This is a genomic window from Ereboglobus sp. PH5-5 (genome assembly GCF_029504805.1).
Classification (GTDB): Bacteria; Verrucomicrobiota; Verrucomicrobiia; order Opitutales; family Opitutaceae; genus Ereboglobus.
In genome coordinates, this window is the sequence record NZ_JAQFIT010000001.1 from 216413 (window position 1) to 239688 (window position 23276).

The 23276-nt window shown below is 61.1% G+C and carries 20 protein-coding genes; 6 read left to right on the plus strand and 14 right to left on the minus strand.

What is annotated here, in order from left to right; genetic code table 11:
* Positions 1-38 precede the first annotated feature (38 nt).
* From cobO to M2103_RS00765, 8 genes are all read right to left on the minus strand, one after another.
* Positions 39-674 carry a cob(I)yrinic acid a,c-diamide adenosyltransferase gene (gene cobO, locus M2103_RS00730; RefSeq protein ID WP_277508086.1) on the minus strand — a complete coding sequence of 212 codons (636 nt, stop codon included), beginning with the start codon at positions 672-674 and terminating at the stop codon, positions 39-41.
* A 55-nt stretch (positions 675-729) separates the two neighbouring features.
* The gene (locus M2103_RS00735; RefSeq protein ID WP_277508088.1) at positions 730-1449 is read right to left on the minus strand and encodes an ABC transporter ATP-binding protein; all 720 of its coding nucleotides are present in this window, start codon (positions 1447-1449) and stop codon (positions 730-732) included.
* Positions 1450-1582: 133 nt separating this feature from the next.
* On the minus strand, positions 1583-2545 hold the full coding sequence (locus tag M2103_RS00740; RefSeq protein WP_277508225.1) for an iron ABC transporter permease: 963 nt from the start codon (positions 2543-2545) through the stop codon (positions 1583-1585).
* A gap of 93 nt (positions 2546-2638) precedes the next feature.
* Positions 2639-3622 carry an ABC transporter substrate-binding protein gene (locus M2103_RS00745; protein ID WP_277508090.1) on the minus strand — a complete coding sequence of 328 codons (984 nt, stop codon included), beginning with the start codon at positions 3620-3622 and terminating at the stop codon, positions 2639-2641.
* A 2-nt stretch (positions 3623-3624) separates the two neighbouring features.
* Positions 3625-5622: a TonB-dependent receptor gene (locus M2103_RS00750; RefSeq protein ID WP_277508092.1), complete on the minus strand. Its 1998-nt coding sequence runs from the start codon at positions 5620-5622 to the stop codon at positions 3625-3627.
* Positions 5623-6152: 530 nt separating this feature from the next.
* Entirely contained in the window at positions 6153-6815 is a 663-nt protein-coding gene (locus tag M2103_RS00755) for a hypothetical protein (RefSeq protein ID WP_277508093.1), read from the minus strand.
* 95 nt (positions 6816-6910) lie between these two features.
* The gene (locus M2103_RS00760) at positions 6911-7354 is read right to left on the minus strand and encodes a hypothetical protein (RefSeq protein ID WP_277508094.1); all 444 of its coding nucleotides are present in this window, start codon (positions 7352-7354) and stop codon (positions 6911-6913) included.
* 97 nt (positions 7355-7451) lie between these two features.
* Entirely contained in the window at positions 7452-10451 is a 3000-nt protein-coding gene (locus M2103_RS00765) for a hypothetical protein (protein ID WP_277508095.1), read from the minus strand.
* Positions 10452-10659: 208 nt separating this feature from the next.
* Between M2103_RS00765 and M2103_RS00770 the strand changes: the two genes are divergently transcribed.
* Positions 10660-11799: a lytic transglycosylase domain-containing protein gene (locus tag M2103_RS00770; RefSeq protein WP_277508096.1), complete on the plus strand. Its 1140-nt coding sequence runs from the start codon at positions 10660-10662 to the stop codon at positions 11797-11799.
* Here M2103_RS00770 and M2103_RS00775 read toward each other — a convergent pair.
* Positions 11777-13159 (minus strand): hypothetical protein, encoded by a 1383-nt coding sequence (locus M2103_RS00775; RefSeq protein ID WP_277508098.1) that lies wholly within the window; start codon positions 13157-13159, stop codon positions 11777-11779. The two genes, M2103_RS00770 and M2103_RS00775, sit on opposite strands and share 23 nt — an antisense overlap.
* Before the next feature lie 306 nt (positions 13160-13465).
* Between M2103_RS00775 and M2103_RS00780 the strand changes: the two genes are divergently transcribed.
* Together M2103_RS00780 and M2103_RS00785 are read left to right on the plus strand one after the other, a co-directional pair.
* The gene (locus M2103_RS00780; protein ID WP_277508099.1) at positions 13466-14833 is read left to right on the plus strand and encodes a sodium:proton antiporter; all 1368 of its coding nucleotides are present in this window, start codon (positions 13466-13468) and stop codon (positions 14831-14833) included.
* A 103-nt stretch (positions 14834-14936) separates the two neighbouring features.
* Complete coding sequence (locus M2103_RS00785) at positions 14937-16052, plus strand: low specificity L-threonine aldolase (RefSeq protein ID WP_277508100.1); 1116 nt, start codon at positions 14937-14939, stop codon at positions 16050-16052.
* 105 nt (positions 16053-16157) lie between these two features.
* Here M2103_RS00785 and M2103_RS00790 read toward each other — a convergent pair whose 3' ends face one another.
* Complete coding sequence (locus M2103_RS00790; protein ID WP_277508101.1) at positions 16158-16784, minus strand: DUF2937 family protein; 627 nt, start codon at positions 16782-16784, stop codon at positions 16158-16160.
* 117 nt (positions 16785-16901) lie between these two features.
* Positions 16902-17342, minus strand: a complete 441-nt coding sequence (locus M2103_RS00795; protein WP_277508102.1) for an energy transducer TonB — start codon at positions 17340-17342, stop codon at positions 16902-16904.
* A gap of 169 nt (positions 17343-17511) precedes the next feature.
* Between M2103_RS00795 and M2103_RS00800 the strand changes: the two genes are divergently transcribed.
* Positions 17512-19038: an FAD-dependent oxidoreductase gene (locus tag M2103_RS00800; protein ID WP_277508103.1), complete on the plus strand. Its 1527-nt coding sequence runs from the start codon at positions 17512-17514 to the stop codon at positions 19036-19038.
* A 31-nt stretch (positions 19039-19069) separates the two neighbouring features.
* On the opposite strand, the gene M2103_RS00805 is transcribed toward M2103_RS00800, so the two are convergent.
* A complete protein-coding gene (locus M2103_RS00805) occupies positions 19070-19690 on the minus strand; it encodes an LUD domain-containing protein (RefSeq protein ID WP_277508105.1) in 621 nt (206 codons plus the stop codon).
* 11 nt (positions 19691-19701) lie between these two features.
* A complete protein-coding gene (locus M2103_RS00810; protein ID WP_277508107.1) occupies positions 19702-21099 on the minus strand; it encodes a LutB/LldF family L-lactate oxidation iron-sulfur protein in 1398 nt (465 codons plus the stop codon).
* A gap of 143 nt (positions 21100-21242) precedes the next feature.
* Here M2103_RS00810 and M2103_RS00815 point away from each other — a divergent pair, with 143 nt between their 5' ends.
* Positions 21243-21881: a phosphoribosylanthranilate isomerase gene (locus M2103_RS00815; protein ID WP_277508108.1), complete on the plus strand. Its 639-nt coding sequence runs from the start codon at positions 21243-21245 to the stop codon at positions 21879-21881.
* Positions 21882-21978: 97 nt separating this feature from the next.
* Positions 21979-22734, plus strand: coding sequence for a ComF family protein (locus tag M2103_RS00820; protein WP_277508110.1), 756 nt, complete (start codon positions 21979-21981; stop codon positions 22732-22734).
* 61 nt (positions 22735-22795) lie between these two features.
* Here the strand turns inward: M2103_RS00820 and dtd are convergent, their stop codons facing one another.
* Positions 22796-23242 carry a D-aminoacyl-tRNA deacylase gene (dtd, locus tag M2103_RS00825; protein WP_277508111.1) on the minus strand — a complete coding sequence of 149 codons (447 nt, stop codon included), beginning with the start codon at positions 23240-23242 and terminating at the stop codon, positions 22796-22798.
* Between the last annotated feature and the right edge of the window lie 34 nt (positions 23243-23276).

Consider the following 23276-nt stretch of genomic DNA (forward strand, 5'->3'; position numbering starts at 1 on the left):
GCTCCCAATCCAAAATCGAGAATCGAAAATCGAAAATTTCAAAACTCGATGCCCGCCTGCGCCTGGACGCCGGTGTTGAAGGGGTGCTTGATTTCGCGCATTTCGGTGACGAGGTCGGCGAGCTCGATCAGCGCGGCGGGGGCGTTGCGCCCGGTGCAGACGATGTGCTGGTCGGGACGTTTTTGGCGGAGCGCGGCGAGCACTTCGTCAACGGGAAGATAGCCGAGGTCGAGGACGACGTTGATTTCATCGAGGTCGATCAGCGAGATTTCGGGGTCGCGCATGTGCTCGAGCGCGAGTTGCCAGCCGGCGCGGCATTGGGCGATGTCGGCGTCGCGATTTTGCGTGTCCCACGTGAAACCCTCGCCGACGTGGTGCCAGCGGAGGTTGGGGCCGTCGAGGAGTTTGGCAACGGCGTCGTTGGATGATTTTATGAACTGGATGACGGCGCATTTGCGTTTGTGAGCGAGCATGCGCGCGACCATGCCAAAGCCCGCGGTGCTTTTGCCCTTGCCGTTGCCGGTGTGCACGATGACGAGGCCGCGTTTTTCGCGGGTCGCTTCGAGCTTGGCGCGCATGTCGGCCTGAACGGCTTTCATGTGCCCGGCGTGCTCGGCCTCGGTTTGCGGCCCGGTTTTTTCGGCGGTGGTTTGCGGTGTGTGATTTTGTTTCATTTTTTGAAAACGACTTAAGTCGCCCCAAGTCGATTTAAGTCGGGACTGGAATTTTTCAGGGCAGCGCGAAGGAGAGGCTTGAGGTGATTTCGGCGCGGACGCCGAAGACTTCGAGGAGGAGTTCGGGCGTGAGCACGTCGGCGGGTTTGCCGGCGGCGCGGAGACGGCCTTCGTGCATCACCACAACCATGTCGAGGATGTAGGCCATGCGGAGGTCGTGCAGCGAAAAGAGGAGCGTGCCGCCGGCGCGCGTGTGTTTGTTGCCAAGCAGGAGAATCTTCAGCGCGTGGCGCGGGTCGAGCGCGGCGAGCGGTTCGTCCCAAAGTTGCAGGGGCGCGGCGGTGGCGTGCGCGCGCGCGAGGAGCACGCGCTGGCGTTCGCCGCCGGAGAGCCGGGTGACGGGACGGTGCGCGAGCGCGGTGAGATCGAACCGGGCGAGTGTCTCGTCAACGTGTTTGCCGTCGTCGTCGTGCGCGTAACGGCCTTGCGCCACGACGGAGCGCACGGTGAAGCCGAACTCGAAATGCGCCTCCTGCGGCACCCACGAGGCGCGGCGTCCGCGTTCGAGAATCGGAATGCGCGCGAGCGGAACACCGCTCCACCGCACGTCGCCGGGCCCGGGCGAAAGCAATCCGGAGGCGACTTGGAGCAGCGTGGATTTCCCGGAGCCGTTGGGTCCGACGAGTCCCGCCATGACACCGGGCGAAAGCGCGAGGCTGACGCCGGCGATGCGTCTGGGAACGGTGGCATTGGAGATTGTCAGTGCGTCGGACATCAGAGGGATGGGGTGGGGAATTTTCGATTTTCGATTTTCGATTTTCGATTGCGCGCTGCCGCGCGGAAACGAAATCGAAAATGGAGCGGGAGCTCCCAATCCAAAATCCAAAATCCAAAATCGAAAATTCCGCTCATGCCTGCCTCCTTAATAACCACAGGAAAAACGGCCCGCCGATTAACGACGTGACGATGCCGATGCGCAGTCCGCCGGCTTCGCGTCCGATGAGATCGCACGCGACGACGAAGGCCGCGCCGCCAACCAGCGAAAGCGGAACAAGCCGCCGGTGCTCGGGGCCGACGAGCAGGCGAAAGATGTGCGGCACGACGAGTCCGACAAATCCGACCGTGCCGGTGACCGCCGTCGCAAGCGCGGTGAGCACGGTCGAGAGCACGAGCAGCCAGCCACGCAGGCGGCGCACATCGACACCGAGGCTTTGCGCCTCGTCGGCGCCGAGGCTGAGCAGGTCCATTTGCCGGCCGAGCGGCCAGAGCAGAAGCGCGGCGAGCAGGATTGGCGACGCCATCATGACGTGCTCCCACGTGCGATCCTCAAGCCCGCCGAGAAGCCAGAAAAGGATTTGCGCGTTGCGCTCGTAGGTGAGCGTGGCGTTGGAAAGCACGTAACTGGAAACGGCGCCGAGCATGGCGTTGAGCGCGATGCCGGCGAGCAGGAGCCGCTCGGTGCCCGCGCCGCGCCGCGCGAGCGCGATGACGCACGCCGTCGCAATAAACGCGCCCGCGATGGATGCGAACGGCAGGAGAAAAAACGTGCCCGCCGCGAATCCCGCCCCAATCGCAACGACCGCGCCCGCCGTGCCGCCGGCGCTCACGCCGAGGAGACCGGGACTGGCGAGGCTGTTGCGAAAATACGCCTGCATGACGAGTCCGCTCGACGCCAGCGCGCCGCCGATAAGCATCGCAACAAGGAGGCGCGGAAGGCGCATGTTCCAAATGACAAACGTGGCGAGCTCGTCGCGCCGGAGCAGTCCGTCGAGCGTGCGCGCGGGCGAGAGGTTCATGTCGCCGACACAGAGCGAGACGACGCATAGTCCCGCGAGCAGGACTATGCTAATGAATAATGGAAAATGTAGAATGAAGAATGATCTCTGATGCGAAGGGCGCGCACGCTTTGCGGCCGTTGCGCTTTCCCTTCCACCGGATGAGTTGTTTTCCCCATTGTTCATTTTTCATTTTCCATTATTCATTAGCGGGAACCGCGCCGGGTGCAATTCCCGCGCCAGCCGTTCGTAGGCGCCGATGCGCAGGTGGGAGACGCAGCTTATTTGCCAGGGTTCGAGGAGCGCGACACGGCCTTCACGGATTGCGGACATGTATTGATAGGGCGGAAGTTTTTCGTAAGGCGCAAGCGCGGCGTTTTTGTCCGCGCCTATGAGCACGACTTTGTCGATCGGCCATGTGAGCATTTTTTCCGAGGGCGGCGCCTGGTGTCCGTGCAAACGTCCGAGCGTGGAGGCGAGATTTTCGGCGCGGGCATAATCACAAAGGTCCTGAAACGTGCTCTGGTCGCCGGGAATGAGGCCGTAGGTCGAGGGCGCGATGACGCGAACGGGTTTGGCGCCCTTGAGCGTTTCGCGAAGGGCCGCGACACGGCGCAGGCCGTCGGCAATGATGGCCTCGGCGCGGGCCTCGGCGCGGGGACCGAGTTCTCGCGCGATCATGCGAAGATTATCGAACGCGTCCTCAAGCGTGTAGTATTTGCTGATGACGATCACGCGCACGCCTGCGCGCCGCACTTGTTCGACGAGCTCGACGCGGCTGTAATCGTTGAAGATGACGAGCGTCGGTTCGTGGGAGAGGATGGTTTCGGCGGTGGCGTTTTTTTGGAGGCTGGGAAACGCGGCGGCCTCCCGGGCGATGGCGGAAAAACTGGAGTCGCGCGAAAGGTGGCTGAGGCAGGCGATTTGCCCGGGATCGGCGACCGCGTGGAGCAGTTCGTCGTTGCCGACGGTTTGGGAAACAACGCGTGCGCGCGGACGCGGTGCGTCCGCGCGCACGCGAAGGGTGAAGGGTGAAAGGTGAAGGGTGAAAAGGAGGAGGAGAAAAACAACAAGGCAGGGCGAACCGTCCCCGGTGAGCCGAAACAGTTTGAGCAGCGAACGCTGTTTGCGGCTCAGCCGGAGGCTTCGCCCTACCTTGTGTAATTGTTCCATTTTCAGAATTTCCACTCAATGCCGCCAAACACGCCGACGGGCAATGCGGGATAACCGGCGACGGTGTCGTATTTTTTATCGAGGAGATTTTCAACGCGCAGCTTGAGTTTCAAGCCGGAGCAAACCTCGTAGCCGCCGTAGAGGCGGACGTTCGCGTAACCGCCCATCCGCTGCACGACCGTTGTTGGATTCCAATATGCATCGTAAACGCTGTAGGTTTCGCTCGGGCGCCCCGAGGCGAAGGTGACGCCGGCGCCAACCATCAGCTCCTTGGTGACACGATAATTGACGTCGCCCGAAAACACATGGCGCGGCATGCGAATGAGACGCGCGCCGTTGCTGTCGCGCGTGTCGAGATAGGTGTAGGCAACCTGAACGCCCATCCGGTCGATCGGGCGCGCATACACATAGGCTTCGACACCCCTGGTCGTGGCGGCGGGGATGTTCGTGTATTTGTAGAGGCCGCTGCCGGAGTCGTAATTCGCGACAAATTTGTTATCGAAATCATTCCTGAAAAACACGCCGCCGAAGGTGATGCGATCATTCCAGGCATCCTGCTCGAAACCGATGTCCCAGCCCTTGGATTTTTCGGGGTTGAGGTCGGGGCTTTCCACATACCATCCGCCGCCGCGCACGTATTGGGGCGCGGGGGCGTTGAAGCCGGTGCCGTAGGTGGCGCGAACGGTTGTATTCGTTTTTTCAATACGATAGGCCGCGCCCGCGCGCCAGGTCGCGCGCGTGTCGAAGGTGTTGTAATCGTCAACGCGGACACCGGCGGTGAGCTCAAGGTTTTTGAGCGGGTTCGCGACGGCGTTCACATAGGCCGAGACAAGGCGGTCGCTTTCGGTCTCGCCGCCGGAAGTGTAACGCGACCACTCGGTGTTGACGCCGCCGACAAGCTGGAGCTGATCGAGGGCCCGCCAGGTGTTTTGCCAGTCGAGGACGTTGCGCGTGCTGTGCGCGAGGGACGGCCAGGAGGCGTCCCAGTCGTAGATGTTTTGAACCCAGCCGTAGGTGAGGCGCGTGTCGAAGTTTTCAACGGGATTCCACGCCGCGTAAACGGTGGCGATGTTGACATCGAGATCGAGAACGCCGGCGTCGCCCGGGCTGTAAACCGGGCCGGGCTCCTCGTAGCGGGACTTGAGGCCGCGAAAGGTGAAACCGGCGGTGACGCGGTCGGCGAGTTTGTATTCGAGGCGCGTGGAGCCGCTGAACTGCCTGAAATCGTTGTTGTCGCGGTCGTTTTCCGTGTAGGAGGCGGAAAGCGCGGCGCTGTAACTGAGCGATTGCGGCTGCGCGGAAAATCCGGTCGTTACGGGCACGCTGCCAGCCACGGCGGCAACTCCGCCGATGCTTGCGAACGAACCGCCCTCGACCGCGATCATGCCGTGCGCGGGGCCGCGTCCGCGGGCGGTTTCAAGCGAGATGACACCGCCGAGCGCGGCGCTGCCGTAAAGAGTGCTTTGCGGGCCGCGAAGGATCTCGACGCGCTCCAAGCCGGCGAGCCCGGACGCGCCGAGAAAATTGTTGTAGTCGCTGGTCCAGTCCTCGGCGTTCATGCGGATGCCGTCGACGAGAAAGAGCGTGTGGTTTTTACTCGCGCCGCGAATGTGAATCGCGGACTGGCTGCCGGCCGCGCCGCCGGTTTCAGAGACGTTGACACCGGGGATGGTTTGCAAGGCGGTGCGCAGATCGGGAATCTGCAAGTTCTCCATGTGGGAGAGCGAAATGGAGGTCACGCTGCTGGGCGTGAGCTTGATATTTTGCGCGGTGCGCGAGGCGGACACCACGTAGGCTTCGAGCTCGACGGTGCCGGGCTGTTGTTGCGGCGCGGAAGCGGTCGCGGTCACGCTTTGGGCACGCGCGGCGGGGCCGGTGGCGGCGGTTGCGATGGCAACGGCGAACGCGGCGGCGGCCGCGATGTTCGCGAATGAAAAAAGCTGTCCCGACGCGCGGAAGGCGCGGACGCGGGCCAGCGAACGGTTTTTGTGTTGGTTCACGGGTCTGTCTCTCTTGGTTGGTGGCAAGAGCAGACAGGGCTCGTTGCGCGCCCTGCGTTTTTTGTGGCGCGCAATCGAACTCGAGGCACTGCTCTCACGCTTCATTTTTGCGATGAAGATTTCGCGAAGCCAGCGCGCGCAAAAATTTCGCGCCGGCCGCGTGAGCGCCCAAGGGTGGATATTCGGACTCCGCATGTGCCGGGGCGCGCGCGATTCGTGAAACGTGGTTTTGCGTTTTCGAAATCGGACGCGCCGCCTGCCTCGCCATCTCCTTCGCCGACCGGGAGGCCGACTGGTTTTATCGCGCGTTTAAGACGCGAACGATGGTCTGGACTGATGCGTTACCGCAGCGCAACTGTAGCCGGTTTTCACGGCTTTTCCCAGTGCCCTGAGCGTGATGTGTCGGGTGTGAAAAGAACATCCGGCACAAATGCCGGATTTGTGGAACATGCGGCGAAGCAACGCGCGGGCGCAAGCCTGTTTTCATTCGATAGCGCTGCTTGGTTCCACACCGCCATCAAACCTCGCGCTCAGTTTTCCTTCGGCTGGCGCGGGGGTTTGCCGCGCCTGCCCTTTTCCGTCTCGGGTGGACGGGCGTCCTTGAGCGTGTGCAGCATCAGGATTTTGCTCTCCTGTATCGCGCCGACCTTGAGGCCGATTTTCAACTGAAACTCGCCGGCCGAGAGACCGAGCAGCGATGTCATGGGCTCGGGCGCCCCCGTCTCGCCGGGGGCGATTGTGATTTTTTCCGGACGCACCGCAAAATTGCCCAGCAGCGAATTGCACTCGATAAACTCCACCTCGACCGATTCCGCCATCTGGTTGGTCACGCGCAGACGGAGCGCAACCGGGGGCAGCGTGCTGTTGTTCATGCGCGGAATGAAATATTGTTCCTCGGGCTCGTCGTCGCTATCGACATAATACACCTCGGTGAAACTGTCCCCGCGCCCGCGCCGTCCGTCCATGTCGCGCATTTTTCCGGGGCGCATGCGGAAGCCGCGGCCGAGGCTTGCCTCGACGAGCAGTTTGCCGTCGAAAAATTCCCCGTAGCCTTGCATCGCGGGCGGCGGGGGCGCGTTCGGATCGGTTTCGGGAACATACTCTTTTTTATGCGCGCATCCTGAAAAAGACAGAAGCACGAGCGAACAAACACCGAGGATGAGCGGGACGATGCGGAGCGTTGGATTTGTCATGTCGAGTGTGGCGGGATTGTCATCGGTTGCGCGACGAGGGCAAGTGTTCAGTTAATGTCGATCGGACGCCGGTTGTTTGCCCGCCCCGGCGGGGTTCATTTTTTCTTCGGGGTGTTTTCGCCGAACAGTTTGTCGACGAGTTTTTCGGCAATTTCGTGCGGCGCTTTTGTGAACGAGGTGTGCCCGACGTAAGTCGCGGTCGCGATAGGGAAATCGATTTTGGTGTCCTTAAACGAAAGCGTCAGCCCGGTCATGTGGTCCTTGAAATCCCATGTCCACGAATCGGTGAAGGAGATGATCGCCTGCGTGTTCAACGGCATCATGGTGAGCGGGCCGAGGTCGGATTCGAGGCCGCGCTCCCGGAGCGCCTCGCGAATGAAGTGCCCGATGCCGCGATTGTCGTTCATGTTGCTCTTCACCCAGACGCGCTGGTATTGGGAAAGATCCGCGTCAGGCTTCACGTTCGCCTTGTAGGTGGCGCATCCCGAAAACAAAAGCACGCACAATGCGGCCAGCGGTAAAAAGCGTAAGTATCTCATCACTCGCAGAGCACACACCATGAAATTGGATTTGCGCAAGCCCAAGCGTGCATCGCATGGGCTGGCTCGCGCAAAAACATCCCGCCCGCGCACCCTCTCACTTCTTCGCAAGCATGCTGACGATGTGCCGCACCAGGCTGGCGGCGATCAGGTTTGAGGGGGTTCCCTCCATGCTGAAATTCTCCAGCAGCGGCATGTAGCCGAGCGTGTCGGCGTCCGTCTCCTTTTTCAAGATGTTGAGCGCGCGCAAATCCTCCGCCTGCTCGCCGCGCACGGCCATTTGCAGGTTCATGGAAAGCGCCTGCTTGAACAGCGAAAGCGCGGGCTTGTTGCCAAGCGTCCCCATCCCCGCAAAGCGCATGTCGGGCGAGAGCAGGCTAAAATTCCTGATCTCAATCTCCCTTCCCGCCCTGTAGGAGGCGTCGAGGTTGATCTGGTCAAAATCGATTTCGCCAAGCCGCTCCAAAACCCGCCGGCCCGTCTTGATTTTTTCGAGTGTCGCGGAGTTGTCGCTTTTGCCGACGAGGGACAAAATCGCGCCGCTGATTGCCGCGATGGTCGATGTCGCGCCGGAGTCCTTGTGCAGATTGTCGATGCCCGACGATTTTACCGATGGGGAAAACCCGTGAAATTTGCCGCCGCGGCTTGTGAGCGTCAGGTCCGCGCTCACGCCATCCGCTATCTTCACAAGCGATTCGGCCGCGCCCGTCACAACGCAGTTGACGTCAAACCTTCCCTCGACCGTCGGCTGCTTGCCGGGGTTCGCCATGCGCAGGAACGGGGCGGGATCGAAATTCGCGAGCGCCACCCTTGCCTCGACGCTGTATGCCGTAGCGCCCGCGGCGGCGTCATGTTTCATGCTGCCGTCCGCCTTGATCTCGGCGCCGTCGGCCATTTGCCCGCGCAGGTTTTCCAGTGAAAAGAGCGAGGGGGTGACCTTGATTGCGCCGTCAACATTACCCGCCTGAATGTCCCGCGACCAGACCACATTTTTCAACGCAAACTTGACCCGCCCGCTCACACCATTTCGCGGCGCGCCTGTTTCCTTCGTATCACCGCCGACATCCTCGCCCGGCTTTGTCCCGCCGGAATCCTCGGGGACCAGCGCGGAAAAAATCATCAGATCCTCGACATAAAGATCGTTGCTCGCGATGGACGCGTCGATGTTTTGGCGCGCGCCGTCGGGCTTGAGGGTCGCGCCCAGCTCGATGTCCGATTTGCGCCCGTTGAGTTCAAACACCGCCGGGGCCTGAATCTCGAGCGTGCCGTCCGCGTGAATGTCCGCGCGCACATTGGCCGAGACTTCCGGCAGTGCCTCGCCGTCGCCCGCGCGCAAATCCGAGGCGGCGAGTTTCGCCTCGAACGAGGAGATTTTTTTCGAGACGCGCCCGGAAAAATCGGCATCAACCGCGCCGCCCGACAATGCGCAAAGCCCCGCGGCGACCGGTTGCGCAAGGATGGCGGGGATGTTGAGCCGCGCCCGGCCCGTCGTGGAAATCCCCCCGTCCGGCGCGACGGCGCCGCCCGCCCTCGCGTTTGTCACGACCGCGAGCGGCGCGCCGTTGCTCCGTATTGCAAAATCGGACACACCCACGGCCCACGCGGCATTCGAGTAATCGGCCGTGAACGACGCGGCCACATCCAGATTTTTCACGAGCGCGACCCCGTCCCGCGCGACAGACAGTCCGCCCAGCGTGAGCGGCGTGGCGCTGCGGATCGAATAGCCGTTGCCCTGCGCCCTGCCCGTGAAGCCGCCGCGCAGCGGATCGCCCGAAATCGCGAGCCCCGTGTCCTTGATAAACGGCCTCGCCCACGCCAGGGGCAGCCCGTGCACATCCACGCGCAAAAGATCGCCCTGGAGATCGGGCACCTTGATCTCGCCGTTCGCCGTGTTGATCTCGATGAGTTGCAGCGTTTTTATCGAGGCGACCGGAACATCCGAAAGCACGTCCGCCGAAAGCACGCCGACGCGCAACAAGTCGCCCTCGTTGACCACGTCGAAATCGCTTGAAAACTTAACATGCCCGAGCTCCGAAAGCGCCGCGTCGAAAACCTCGAGCCGGCTCGCGTCGCCGCTGATTTTTCCGGCGGCGTGAAAACTCGTGAAATTATCGGCCGCGGCAAACGTGCCCTGCCCGCTGGCCTTGAACGCGGGCAGTTTCAAACCCAGGCCGCCCGTGAATGGCGCGAGGTCGGCATCGCGCAAATCGACCACCCACATCGCGTTCAGCCCCTCGGGTCCGGACGGGTTGGTGGCCTTTATGCTGAGGATGTTTTTTTCCGAACCCTCCTCCTGCGACTTCAGGCTGATCGAATAATCCTCGCCGCTCGCGTTTTTTGAGGCCGCGATGTTGATCTGCAATCGCGCGCCCCGGGGCAGCTGCGCGCCGGAGGCCTTCGCATCGACGTCGAAGATGAGCGACTGGATGTCGCGCGCCGCGCCCATGCGCACGAGCAGGCTGCTCGTCACTTGAATGGCGGAAACCGCGGCGTCGCTTTCCGGCCCCTCCATGTTGAGCGCGAGCTCGAACCGCCCGTCATTGCCGGGGCGCAACTGGCCGCCGCGCACGCTGACCCCGGCGCGCACGGGCGCGGCGTCCGGCGTTTCCGGCGGAAAAACAATCGCGCCCTCGATGTCCGCGTCCTCAACCGCGAGATCGACGGGAAAACGCAACATGTCGAGAATCCCTCCAATATTTTTGCCGCCGCTCTCGGGGGCGCCCGCATCCGGTGCGGGCGCGCCGGCAGTTGGCGGAGGCTCGGCCGCCGGTTGCGAAAGATCAAGCGTCCAGCCTTTCGCCGTGATTTTTTTCACATCCACCTTTTCGCGAATCAAACCCAGCAGCGGCATCTCGACCACCGCCAGCGGCAAATCGACCGTCATCCCCCGCCCTTTCATTTGCACACCGGTGAGCTCGACCTTGTTCAACCCGGCGCTCACGCGCCCGATCTCGATCTCGCAACCTTGCTGTCCGGAAACAACTTTCCGGACCAACCACGTCTGCACCGGCGGTTGAAACAACGCCATCACCACGACCGCCAGCAGGAGCAAAAGCGCGCCTGCCGAAACGAGAATAATACGAACCGCTTTTTTCATACACAAGATGGTGAGAGACGGGCAGGAGCGTAGGAATATCTCAACCGAACGGTCAATGATCGCTTCGACCCGTTTGGTAAAAAAACAACAAAGCGCAACCGCCCCAAAAACCTCCCGCGGCTTTTGGGGTTTACGCCCGCGCGCGTTATTGCAGTTTTTCCGTGAAACATCGCGACGCCGCGTGTTTCCAACTTCACTCTCCCCGCACATGACCCGCGCCCTGACACGCACTAATTTTTCGTTTCGCCGCATTGCGCCGGCGGCGGCGATTGTCGTGATGTGCGCACTGCCCGCGCTGCGCGCCTCGGACTCGCAGCCGCCCGCGGAGCCAATTTCATCGGGCACCGCCGCCCCGGTGCTCGCGGGCGCAAACCGGCCCCCGCTCATATCCGATGACGACATGAACGCGCTCTACGACTTGGGCCGCCAGCTTTTCGAGGATTACGCGCCCGGACAAATCAAGGAGCACTACGAGTTCATGAGTCGCGATGAGTGGGCCTCGGCCATCACTGAGTTTCAACAAACCCTCGAAACCGGATCGCTTGAGGAAATCGCCTCGCTCGAACCCAAGGCCAAGCGCACGCTCAACGCGCTTCGCGCAAAACCGGAAATGTCCGAATACACCGATTGGTTTGCCGAGCGCCTCGAACTCATCGAAAGCGCGAAGGACGCCATCAGCCCCGGCCAGCCCCCGGCGCTCGTCCCCGCGCCCAAACCGCCCGCGCCATTCACGCTGCCACCGATCACACTCGAGCCGAAACCGTTTTACCAAACGCCCCCGCCGAACAACGCGATCCCCTACTACAACCTCTGCCACAAACGCGTCAGCAACCGGGCCAAGCCGAAAAATGCCGACCTGCTCGCGCCGTTGCTCAAAATCATTTTTGCAACTGAAAACATTCCCGTCGAATTCGTCTGGCTCGCCGAGGTCGAGTCCTCGTTCAACCCGCTCGCGAAAAGTCCCGTCGGCGCGCGCGGCCTCTACCAGCTCATGCCCGCCACGGCGCGCGCGCTCGGCCTGAGCACCGCGCCCGAGGACGAGCGCATTTACGCGGTGAAAAACGCGCGCGCGGCGGCCCGCCTGCTCGGCATGTTATACAAGCGCTTCAATTCCTGGCCGCTCGCCCTCGCCGCCTACAACGCGGGCGAAGGCCGCGTTGCCGTGGCGATCAAGAAAACCCCCGGCGCCAAAACCTACGCCGACATCGCCGCGAAGCTCCCCGCCGAGACGCGCCTCTACGTCCCCCAAGTGCTCGCCACGCTCGTAATCCGCGAAAACGTGCCGCTGGAAAAATTCGTGGACGACCTGCCGCCCATCCCCGCGATCAAGTTTCCGCTGGCGGGATAGCGGAGGCGGGTGCTTTTTCAACGTCTGCCCAGCGTCCCATCCCCAAATATCGGCGGTTATACTCCGTCCAAAACTCTCTCAAAAACTCCTTTTCCTCGGGCGTATTCCCCTCCCGGTTTATTGTTCGTTTAAACTCAAACTCATTTTGATTGTTCAATTCGTAAAACAAGAATCCGTGCTGATCCCGCAAAATGATGCTCAATGGCCGCCCGTTTTTCGGACTTTGGAATTCAGGATTATGGGTAAATAGCGTCTGCCATAAGCCCAAGCATAACGCATTATCTGATTTCTTGAAATGCCCGCCCTCGGCTCTATCCGCATAACTAACGTAATAATTACCATGAACATAGTATATATAATGGAGCCGACTCCCTGCCATATAACAGTCGAAAAAAATCTTGCGGGCGTCATCCGGATTTAAGGCCGCCGTATGGCTGTCGATAATGGTTTCGCGGCCGTTTTCCACAAATAACAAGCGTGACCTGTGCTCATTTGCCGTTTGCTTCTCGTCAAACAAAAAGGACGCCGGCCTTTTTTCGGGGCATGGATACCCCAGCAGCAGAAAAACTTTATTTGGGAAAAAACCTTTTTTTCTTTCCCACACCGTGTCATCGGGCAACGGCTCCTTTTTTACCACCGGACTGTTGCGCATGCGATCCCAAATTCTTTGATACACGACCCTCCCCTCGGGTGTCCCGTCATCCTTCAGTATCGCCTGGCTTAATTTAAAGCTATTTGAATAATCATCCAGTTCATAAACCTTGAGGCCGGTTTTTTGAAAACTGCTACTAAATCCGACAAAGATACTCAATGGATATTTCCCATAGGGAGCGGTAAACTTTAATCGACCAGTATGAAGCCTCTGCCCGATTTCCAATCTATCTCCCCACCTTATGATCTGCCCATCCCCGGCGTCATCAGCGTATGAAACATACACGCGTCCGCCAGATCTGTATATATAGTGAATTCGATTCCCGATAAGGTAAGAATCCATAAAAGTATCAACGTCATCCACCCCGGAGGGTGCGCGATCGTGCCTCGATTTAATCGTGTCAACCACAGCCTCGCGCCCGTTTTTTATAAATATAAGTTTTATCCTCTCCTCTCTGTCGGTGTATTCCCGCTCCAACACAAATGGCTCGTGTCTTTTTTCCATAAACGGCCCATGTGTGTAAAAAATCGTCCTGTTTATTTTCATCACACCGTCTTGGTTGCTTATCTTGATCGGCGCAAGTAGCTGGCGCGTGATCGCCGTGTTTTCATCCGATGCCCCGGCTGCCGCGCTTTCAGCGTCCGCAGGCGACGCCACGAGCATGACCGCCGCCATATATCCAGCCACTACGCATAAAATTTTATTCATTTTCAAAGGGGAAGGGTTTGCGGCCTTCTGTTCTGGCAGTCACTTTGCCCCGAATAAAACCATTTCGAGCCGGCCATGCCTTGCGCGGCGAACGCGACAGCTAGAAGAAACACTGATGAGGGCGATGCGAAAAGCTGTTTCACCTTGGGGCGCGTCGCCATTTCCCAATACGGACGGCGGCGTGGACGCGCATTTTTGAAAGCGCCCCGCGCGCGCCTATTTCCCGAATGCCGTCGCCGTATTGGAAAACCTTTGACCCAGCCTGCGCATTTCGCACTGATCCTTCTTTTTAATTACACTGCCAACATGATCGTCGAACTTTTTGCTTCATCAACAGCCGGCGTCGAAATCCCGCTTTGGCTCATTGCCCCATTCGCGCTCCTGCTGCTTCTCATCGCGGTGATGCCCCTGACGCCCCATGGCATCAAGGCGTTTTGGGAAAAATACTACCCCGTCATCTCGATCGGCCTGGGGCTGCTGGTCGCCGCCTACTACGTGGCGTTCATGCCAAACGGCGGAACCAGCGTCGTGCACACGGCACATGAGTATTTTTCGTTCATCTGCCTGATCGGATCGCTGTTCGTCGTCGCGGGCGGCATCCACATCAACGTGAATGGCGAGTCCTCGCCCTTTGAAAATGTCATCTTCCTGGCGTTCGCCGCGCTGCTGTCGAACTTCATCGGCACGACAGGCGCGTCGATGGTGCTCATCCGCCCGTGGATGCGCATGAACCACCGCCGCCTCAATCCCTATCACATTGTGTTTTTCATTTTCATCGTGTCGAACGTCGGCGGCGCGCTCACACCGATTGGCGATCCGCCGCTGTTTCTCGGTTTTCTGCGCGGCGTGCCGTTCTTCTGGCTCGTCGGCCAGGTGGTTGTCGAATGGCTGTGCACGCTCGGGCTGCTCATGCTGGTCTTCTACATAGTCGACCGCCGCTACTTCAAAAAAATACCCGCCGAGATGCAAGCCGAGCTCAAGCAGAGGGACGAATGGCGCTTTAGCGGCATGTTCAACGTGGCCTTCCTGCTCATGATCATCAGCGGCGTGTTCCTGCCCACATGGCTGAGAAACCTCGGCATCATGGAAAACCCCGAGAACTACCTCGTGGGCGAAATCGTGATGATTGCCGCGGCGGTGCTCTCCTACGTTATCACGCCGAAAAAAATCCACGCGGAAAACGTCTTCAACTTCGGCCCCATCAAGGAGGTCGGCTTTCTGTTCGCGGGCATCTTCATGACCATGATGCCCGCGCTCATGTATCTCTCGCAACACGGCGAGAGTTTCGGTTTCGTCCACGCCTGGCAGTATTACTTCACCACCGGCGGGCTTTCCTCGGTTCTTGACAACGCCCCCACCTACGCGAGCTTCTTCGAACTCGCCAAGGCCAGCGCCGCCGCCGCCGAGCCCGCCGCCTTTGCCGCGGTCGGCGATGACGTCAAGGCCGCCACGCACCTGCTCCTCGAGCACAAGCCGCACCTCGTGACCGCCGTCAGCCTCGGCGCGGTGTTCTTCGGAGCCATGACCTACATCGGCAACGGCCCCAACTTCATGGTCAAATCCATCGCCGAAAGCTCCGGCGTGAAAATGCCCACCTTCTTCGGATACATCCTCAAATACAGCCTGCCCATCCTCCTGCCCATCCTGATACTCGGCGGCTACATTTTCCTGTGACGGGCATTGGGCAAAAAACTTAACATTCCCATGGCAAAGGCGCAAAACCGCGGTCCCCGCAACCCGCCGTCCTTGCGCCTTTGTCGTTAACCGCATCCTCCCCATGTCACAAAATCGCACCCCCGGCGCCCCGCAAAACGACGCCGGCATCATCCACGACCATCACTTCGCCAGCGACAACACCTCGGGCATCTGCCCCGAGGCGTGGATCGCGCTCGCCGAGGCCAACACCGGACGCCTGCCCTCCTACGGCGCGGACGCATGGACGCAAAAGGCGTGCGACCTTATCCGCGGCGTCTTTGAAAAACCCGACGCCGAGGTGTTCTTCGTGTTCAACGGCACCTCGGCAAACTCGCTCGCCCTCGCCTCGCTCTGCCAGAGCTACCACAGCGTGATCTGCCACGATTACGCGCACGTCGAAACCGACGAATGCGGCGCGCCCGAATTTTTCTCCAACGGCACCAAACTCCTCGTCGGCAGCGGCCCCGGGGGTAAACTCACGCCCGAGGCCGTCGAAAAACTCATCCACAAGCGCACCGACATCCATTACCCCAAACCCCGCGTGCTCTCCCTCACGCAAAGCACCGAATGGGGCACCGTCTATACCGTTGAGGAAATCCGCGCGCTCACCGCCGTCACCAAGCGCCACGGACTCCACATCCACATGGACGGCGCGCGCTTCGCCAACGCCGCCTCCGCGCTCGAATACCGCACCGGCGCCGCCCCCGCCGACATCACCTGGCGCGCCGGCGTCGACGTGCTCTGCCTCGGCGGCACCAAGAACGGCATGACCACCACCGAGGCCGTCGTATTTTTCGATTCACAACTCGCGAAGGAATTCGACTATCGCTGCAAACAGGCGGGCCAGCTCGCCTCCAAGATGCGCTTCCTCAGCGCGCAATGGGTGGGCATGCTCAAGGACGGCGCGTGGCTGCGCAACGCCGCGCACGCAAACCTGATGACCAAGCGCCTCGCCGCCGCCCTGCGCGAAATCCCCGGCATCACACCGATCATCGAGCCGGAGGCCAACGCACTCTTTGTCGACATGCCCGCGCCCGTCGCCGCCAGGCTCCAGCAACAAGGCTGGCACTTCTACAATTTCATTGGCGCAAACGGCTACCGCCTCATGTGCTCGTGGGACACGCGCGAGGAGGATATCGACCGCTTCACCCAAGCCGTGCGCGCGGCAGCGGAAACGCAAAGCCCAGATCCGGCATGAATCCGGGGCATTTTTAGAAATAGCGTGGCCGCGTAGGCAGGGCGGCCTCGCCGAGGCCGCCGCGGTTGTCATTCGAAACGCTCAGCGCGCTCGGCGCTCCCGGCATCACAAAATCCCGTCGAGCCGGCCGGTGTCGTCGCGAGCCTCCTGCGCCTCATCGCCATCCGCCCGCGCTTGCTGCGCTTCCGCCAGTTGCGCCGCCTTGCGCTCCTTGCGCCTGCGCCAGCAACGCGTAATTGGAAAATGGATACAACCGTAATAAAACCCGAGTATCACGCCAATGCCCGCGACCGCATACGCCAGCCCCTCGCCAGTCGTCGGCACGGCGGGTTTAAAAATCGCCCAAGTGTTCGAGGCGACCTCCCAGTCGATATGCCGCAAAAATGCGAACGGCCGCGTGAACATCGACGCATCCTGAATCGCCGCCTGCGCCGCCGACAAATCCTGCACGCGATCAACCACGCCCCGCATGACCTCCGCGTGCCTCGCCACCACGGTGTCCGCATTCGAGCCCGTGCGCGCGATAAAATCATCGAGCGACAAATTCGCCTGCATCGCGATCCCCTCGTATTGAGCGAGCATGCGCCGGGCCTCGTCGAGATGCCCCCCGAGCCGTTGCAAGTATTGCTGCATGAACTCGGGCGCCTGTGAAAACAGCACCGCGCCGACCACGCACAACACGCGATCAACAACCGCCTCCCCCGAGGAAAGTGCCCGTCTGCCGAAACTCATTGACGCGAAACTGATGCTCCAGTCAGCCAAGCGCAAGACCGGAGACTTTGGGCGACACGAGGCAAGCCCTCCTTTTTCCTGTCTCAAGAACAACGGCCGCGCGAAACTAATTGCGTTTTAATTGTTCAGATGAAAAGCAATCGGCACCTGCATTTTGCACTTTACGGGTTTGCCGTTCTTGGTGGCCGGCGTGAAACGCCATAGTTTGACAGCCTTCACCGCTTCTTCCGCGAACCCCGCATGGGTTGCTCTAATTGCCTGCACCTGCTCCGGTTTCCCCTTCTCCGATACTATGAAAACAATTATCGCCTCGCCTGATATTTTTTGGCGCTGGAGCTTCAAAGGGTAATGGGGGCTGGTGTAAATCTCCGCCGCTTTTGGCGGTGTGTCTGTAGCTTCAATCATACTGTATTCTCCCTTGAGCATGGCCTCGCGCAACGGAACCGGTTGATCCAACGAATCATTTGACGACGCATTCCGAGAAGACGACTGGCAGCCGCTCAATGCGACCAGCAGTGTTGCGATAATCAGGGCAATCAAGCATTGGGGATTTTTCATGACGGGTTTTGCGGCACATCACGCGCCAAAAACGAAATCTATGCAAGCGCGAAGCCCTCCGGACGCACGGGCTCATCCCCGCCCCGCCGACAAGCGCTCGTTTCCGCAAAAGCAGACTGGCGGTTTGCGGGGCGATTCGTTTTTGTGGGCTCAAATTTCATCCCGAACAGTGAGCACGCACACACATTACGACGTCGCCATCATCGGCGCGGGCATGTCCGGTCTCGCGGCCGGCATACGCCTCGCGCACTTTGGCAAGCGCGTGTGCATCTTCGAGCGCCATAACGCCCCCGGCGGGCTCAACGGCTTCTACTCCATCGCCGGGCGCAAATACGATGTCGGCCTGCACGCAGTCACCAATTACGTGCGCCCCGGCGTCAAGGGCACGCCGCTCACCAAGCTTCTCCGCCAGCTCCGCATCGACCGCGACGAGTTCGCCCTCTGCGAGCAAAAACAATCGCGGGTCACCTTCGGTCCGCGCGGCGCCGCCGGCTCGGTTTCGCTCCGGTTCACAAACGATTTCGCCGTCTTCGAAAACGAGGTCGCTCAAAACTTCCCCTCGCAAATCGACGGCTTCCGCGCGCTTGTCGCCGCCGTCCGCGCGCACAACGAAGTGTCGCTCGACGCAAAACCCGTTTCCGCGCGCGAAATCGTGCGCCGGCACATCACCGATCCGCTTCTCGAGGACGTGCTCTTCTGCCCCGTCATGTATTACGGCAGCGCGCAGGAGCGCGATATGGAGTGGAGCCAGTTTGTGATCATGTTCAAGGCGCTCTTCTTCGAGGGTTTCGCGCGCCCCTTCGACGGAGTGCGCGTGATCATCCGGGTGCTTCTCGAAAAATACCGCGCCGCCGGGGGCGAGCGACGCATGAAGTGCGGGGTGAAAAAAATCATCACCCGTGAAAACCGCGCCGCCGCGCTCGTGCTCGACAATGGCGAGGAGATCACCGCCACGCACATCCTCAGCAGCATCGGCGCGGTGGAGACGGAGGCGTTGATTGAATTTTCGATTTTCGATTCTCGATTTTCGATTGGTGGAGCTGCCGCTCCATTTTCGGATTGGCGCGGAAGCGCCCAATCGAAAATCGAGAATCGAAAATCGAAAATCCCCGAGGGCCGCTTGAGCTACGTCGAAACCATCACCGTGCTCAACCGACAACCCGCCGACTTCGGCTGGGGCGACGACACGATCATTTTTTTCAACGACTCCCCGCGCTTCAACTACGAGCGCCCCGAACATGCGCAAGTGGACACCCGCAGCGGCGTGATTTGTTTTCCAAACAACTTCGCCTACCCCGACGGCGAACAACTTCCCGAGGGGCTTTTCCGCTGCACCTGCCTCGCCAATCACGACCTTTGGAAAACCCTTTCCGACAGCCCCGGCGAATATCGCTCCGCCAAACAACGCTGGTTCGGCGACATCGCCGCGAGTGCAAAACGGTTCCTTCCGCCACTCGCGCAACCCGCCGCGCTCGAATCCGCGACCGTGGCAACCGACATGTTCACGCCGCTCACAATCACGAAGTTCACCGGGCACGCCGCCGGCGCGATCTACGGCTCGCCCGTAAAAAACCGGCCGGGTCGCACCGCGTTGGACAACGTGTATCTCTGTGGCACCGACCAGGGTTTCCTCGGCATCATCGGCGCCATGCTCAGCGGCATCTCGATGGCAAACTATCACGTCCTGCAAAAGTAGGCGCGCGCTTGCGAGGCCCCTCGCAAAAAAATCACTCCAGCAGAAACGCCACTTGCACGCCGGGGCCGTGGACACCCTCGATTAAAATCCCCTCGACATCGGCCGTGCGCGAGGGACCGGTGCACCAGATTACGTTCGGGTCGGCGGGCATTTTTTTCAGGGCATCCGCCACGTCCGCAAAAATCTGCCCGCGCCTCAACACCGCCACATGCGTCCACGGCGCGAGCGCGGCGAGACGGCTCGAAGTCGTCGCGTCCGTCAGCACCAGCGTGCCGGTTTCCGCAATCGCGGCCTCCGCGCGCGTGATGCCAAACTGATACTCATCGACCCGCGCGCGATCAAACACCGTCTCAACCGCGCAACCCGCCGCAGCCAGCGCCTCGCCAAACAGCGACAGCAATTCCGGGTCGCAATAACCGTGATGCAGGTTTTGCCCGCGCAGCCAGTCGGCGAGCACCGCCGGCTTGCCCGACAGGGGCGTGCCGTGCACGAGCTTTGCGCGCTCGCAAAACGCCGCCCACAAATCGCCATTGCGATCAAGCGCGGGCATGACCGCCACGTCGTCGTCAAATTCTGGATACGGCGCGCGCTCCTTGAGCGGCGCGAGCGCGTCGTTCACGCGCTTTAAAATGGCATCACGGGAAGCAGTCATGGCTGGAAGGGTTATTTCGAGGCTTGTTGTTTGCGAGTTTTCATCCATGCGCGGAATTTTCCACCGCGCCATTTGGGCATGCCACGGGTGCGCACCCACGCCTTTCCGTAGGACGGCATCAGGAACGCCGGATACAGTGCCGACAGGCCTCCCGTTTTCATGGCGGCTTTCCAAAGCGATGGATGATTCGCCAGCGTGCCGAACGCGCCCATCGGCGGCGTGTCGGCGGCGGCGACTTTGCTGTGCTCGCGCTTGCCGCGATCCCGCAGCCGCAGCAGCAAATCGGGTATTGGTATGTTGACCGGGCAGACCTCGTTGCACGCGCCGCAAAGCGAGGACGCCTTTGGCAGGTCGGCCATTTCGGGAAAATTGTCCCCGGCGAGCAAAGGCGAAAGCACCGCGCCGACCGGCCCCGGATAAACGGCGCGGTAAGCGTGGCCGCTCGCCTGCCGGTAAACCGGGCAGACGTTCAGGCACGCGCTGCAACGGATGCAGCGGAGAATGGCGCGGCAGTCGTCCGCGAGCACGCGCGCGCGCCCGTTGTCCACGAAGATGACGTGCATTTCCTCCGGTCCGTCGGGCTGGTTCGCCGAGCGCGCGCCGCCGATGAACTCGGTGTAGGAGGTGAGCTGCTGCCCCGTCGCCGAGCGCGCGAGCAGGTTTAGAAACACGCCGAGGTCGCGGTCGCGCGGCACGATTTTTTCAATGCCCACGAGCGCGATGTGAACCTTTGTCGCGGCAATCGAAAAGCGCGAGTTGCCCTCGTTTGTCACAAGCACGATGCGGCCGCTTTCCGCCGAGACAAAATTGGCCCCCGACAAACCCACGTCGGCCGCCAGATATTTGTGGCGCAAAAACTGACGCGCGCGCGCCGTGATCACCCCGGGATCGTCGTTGTAGGAGCCGAGTCCGTTTTTCTCGAACGACGCCGCGATTTCACGCCGGTTTTTGTGGATGATCGGCTTGACGATGTGCGACGGATGATCGTGGTCGATTTGGATGATGAACTCGCCGAGGTCGGTTTCCAGGCATTCCATGCCGCGCTTTTCAAGATAGTCAGCGAGGTGGATTTCCTCGCTCACCATCGTTTTGGCCTTCACCATTTTTTTCGCGCCGCGCGCCTCCATGATGCGATGCACGTGCGCGCACGCCTCGCCGCCGTCAACCGCCCAGTGCACGCTCACGCCGTTCGCCCGCAGGCGCGCCTCGACTTGCGGCAGGTAGGTGTCGAGGTTTTCGATTGTGTGCTGCTTGATCCGTCCGGCGAGCCGGCGGAGATGATCCGGGGTTGGGTAGGAAGTGTTGAGCGAGCGAAGCCGCGCGTCATAGCCGGATTTGGTGCCGTCATAAACGGATGCGCGTTTGCCGGCGGACAGCTTGGCGGCGTATTGGTCAATTGGCTGGTGCATTTCGATGCGGGGAATTGTGAAAACAAAACATGCGTTTATGATTGAAGTCGAGCAAATGGAAAATCGTCCTTTTGCCCGCATGATGTTCGCCGGGCATATATTTTATCCGTGAAATTCGGGCCGCGCGGGGTTAATGTTTCCCCATGATAAACGGCATTCAGGTGAAGGTTTGCGGAATCACGTCGCTCATTGACGCGGAGGCGGCGGACCGGGTCGGCGCGGATTTTCTCGGGTTCGACCTCAGTCCGAAATCGCCGCGCCACGTGCCGGTGGAGGTTTATCACAACATTGTCACGCACCTGCCCTACAGAAAAAAAATCGCCGTCATGACGGAACCCCGCGAGGAGGAGTTGCGCCATGCGCTGGCGATCGGGTTTTCCCTCGCGCAAATCCACCTCAAACACACGACGCCGCTTGAGCAGATTGAGAAATGGTCGCGCACGGTCGGCGCGCGGCACCTGTGGCTCGCGCCGGAGCTTCCGCCCGAAATGGACGTGCCCGGCGAATGGCTGCCGCTGGCCGACGGTTTTCTTCTGGATCCGTTTTGCGCGGGCGAAAACACGCGCGACTCCGGCGACTGGCAAAAGTTCGCGCGGCACCGCGAGGCGCATCCGGACAACCTGTGGATACTCTCCGGCGGGCTGACTGCCGACAACGCGGGCGAGGCCGTGAACAAAAGCGGCGCGCGTTTTGTCAACGTGAGCGGCGGCGTTGAGATTTCGCCCGGCGTAAAAAACGCGGACAGCCTGGAGGCGTTCGCCCGCGCGCTGCGGCAAAGATAAAGCCGCCATGGAAATGACTGACCGATTGGGGCGCGCCGGGCATCCGCCGGCTTGAATGGGCTTGATGCCCGGGCCGTTTGGTGGCGTGCTTTGCGGCATGCCGTTTACCCCCGGACATCTTGTGCGCGGATTAAGCGAGACGCTGTTCCCTCCGATATGCGCGCACTGCGACGGCATTGTCGGGCATGGTGAAAACTTGGGTGCACTTCGGCATGTTTGCGCAAAGTGCGAGGCGCGGATCGAGTTTGTCGGCGAGCCATGCTGCTCGACGTGCGGGCATCCGTTTTACGGGGAGCTGGCGGGCGAGCGCGTGTGCGAGCACTGCGAGGATTTGGCGCCGGCTTTCAACGAGGGGCGCACGGCGGTGCTGTTTCGCGGCGCGGCAAGGGCGCTGATTCACGAGCTGAAATATCATGGCGCGCGTTATGTGCTGCGCGACATCGAGACTATTTTGCGCCGCTCGCCGCGCGTGCTGGAGCTCGCCCGCGGCGCGACGCTCGTGCCGGTGCCGCTGCATCCCCGAAAGGAGCGCGAGCGCGGCTACAACCAGGGGCGCCTTGTCGCGGAATGCCTTGCGCGCGCGGCGGGGGGCGAGGCGTCGGGAACGCGCGTGAAAATGCTTTTGCGGCGCGTGGTGGACACGGTTTCACAAACCGCGCTCGATCGCGCCACCCGGCGAAAAAACCTGAAGGACGCGTTCTCGCTGGTCCGCGGCGCGCGCGTGGACGCCGCCGCGAAGCACGTGATTGTTGACGACGTGTTCACCACCGGCTCCACACTCAACAGTTGCGCACGGGTGCTGCGCCGCGCGGGTTGCGAAAACCTGTTTGTGATCACGTTCGGCCACGGATAACCGGCGGAACAAAATAGCAGGGGCGCGCATTCCATTTGGAATGCGGCCGGCGTCCTTTTTTCTACTCCCGCGAATCAACCACGATTGTCACGGGGCCGTCGTTGACGAGCGCGACCTGCATCATCGCGCCGAACTCGCCGCATGCGACGGGGCGGCCAAGCACGGCGCTCAAGTGGGCGAGGAATTGCTCGTAGAGCGGACGAGCCCCGGCGGGTTTCGCCGCGCGATGAAACGAGGGGCGCGAGCCTTTGCGGCAGCTCGCGATCAAGGTGAACTGGCTGATCACGAGCGCGCCGCCGCCGGTGTCAACGAGCGAGCGGTTCATCGCGTTTGCATCGTCGGAAAAAATGCGCAGCGCGGCGCACTTTTCGGCAAGCCAGCATACGTCATCGACCGTGTCGCCCTCGGCAATCCCAAGGAGAATCACCAGCCCCGCGCCGATTTCGCCGCGAACCTCACCATCAATGGTGACGCTGGCTGATGTGACTCTTTGGACGACTGCGCGCATAAAACAGCTCTACGGCGGGACGGGCGCGCCCCAC

What these genes read in the sequence shown, in the direction of transcription:
- cobO (WP_277508086.1), bottom strand. Translation starts at nt 674, where the DNA reads ATGAAACAAAATCACACACCGCAAACCACCGCCGAAAAAACCGGGCCG.
- M2103_RS00735 (WP_277508088.1), bottom strand. Translation starts at nt 1,449, where the DNA reads ATGTCCGACGCACTGACAATCTCCAATGCCACCGTTCCCAGACGCATC.
- M2103_RS00745 (WP_277508090.1), bottom strand. Translation starts at nt 3,622, where the DNA reads ATGGAACAATTACACAAGGTAGGGCGAAGCCTCCGGCTGAGCCGCAAA.
- M2103_RS00755 (WP_277508093.1), bottom strand. Translation starts at nt 6,815, where the DNA reads ATGACAAATCCAACGCTCCGCATCGTCCCGCTCATCCTCGGTGTTTGT.
- M2103_RS00760 (WP_277508094.1), bottom strand. Translation starts at nt 7,354, where the DNA reads ATGAGATACTTACGCTTTTTACCGCTGGCCGCATTGTGCGTGCTTTTG.
- M2103_RS00765 (WP_277508095.1), bottom strand. Translation starts at nt 10,451, where the DNA reads ATGAAAAAAGCGGTTCGTATTATTCTCGTTTCGGCAGGCGCGCTTTTG.
- M2103_RS00770 (WP_277508096.1), top strand. Translation starts at nt 10,660, where the DNA reads ATGACCCGCGCCCTGACACGCACTAATTTTTCGTTTCGCCGCATTGCG.
- M2103_RS00775 (WP_277508098.1), bottom strand. Translation starts at nt 13,159, where the DNA reads ATGAATAAAATTTTATGCGTAGTGGCTGGATATATGGCGGCGGTCATG.
- M2103_RS00780 (WP_277508099.1), top strand. Translation starts at nt 13,466, where the DNA reads ATGATCGTCGAACTTTTTGCTTCATCAACAGCCGGCGTCGAAATCCCG.
- M2103_RS00785 (WP_277508100.1), top strand. Translation starts at nt 14,937, where the DNA reads ATGTCACAAAATCGCACCCCCGGCGCCCCGCAAAACGACGCCGGCATC.
- M2103_RS00790 (WP_277508101.1), bottom strand. Translation starts at nt 16,784, where the DNA reads ATGAGTTTCGGCAGACGGGCACTTTCCTCGGGGGAGGCGGTTGTTGAT.
- M2103_RS00795 (WP_277508102.1), bottom strand. Translation starts at nt 17,342, where the DNA reads ATGAAAAATCCCCAATGCTTGATTGCCCTGATTATCGCAACACTGCTG.
- M2103_RS00805 (WP_277508105.1), bottom strand. Translation starts at nt 19,690, where the DNA reads ATGACTGCTTCCCGTGATGCCATTTTAAAGCGCGTGAACGACGCGCTC.
- M2103_RS00810 (WP_277508107.1), bottom strand. Translation starts at nt 21,099, where the DNA reads ATGCACCAGCCAATTGACCAATACGCCGCCAAGCTGTCCGCCGGCAAA.
- M2103_RS00815 (WP_277508108.1), top strand. Translation starts at nt 21,243, where the DNA reads ATGATAAACGGCATTCAGGTGAAGGTTTGCGGAATCACGTCGCTCATT.
- M2103_RS00820 (WP_277508110.1), top strand. Translation starts at nt 21,979, where the DNA reads ATGCCGTTTACCCCCGGACATCTTGTGCGCGGATTAAGCGAGACGCTG.
- dtd (WP_277508111.1), bottom strand. Translation starts at nt 23,242, where the DNA reads ATGCGCGCAGTCGTCCAAAGAGTCACATCAGCCAGCGTCACCATTGAT.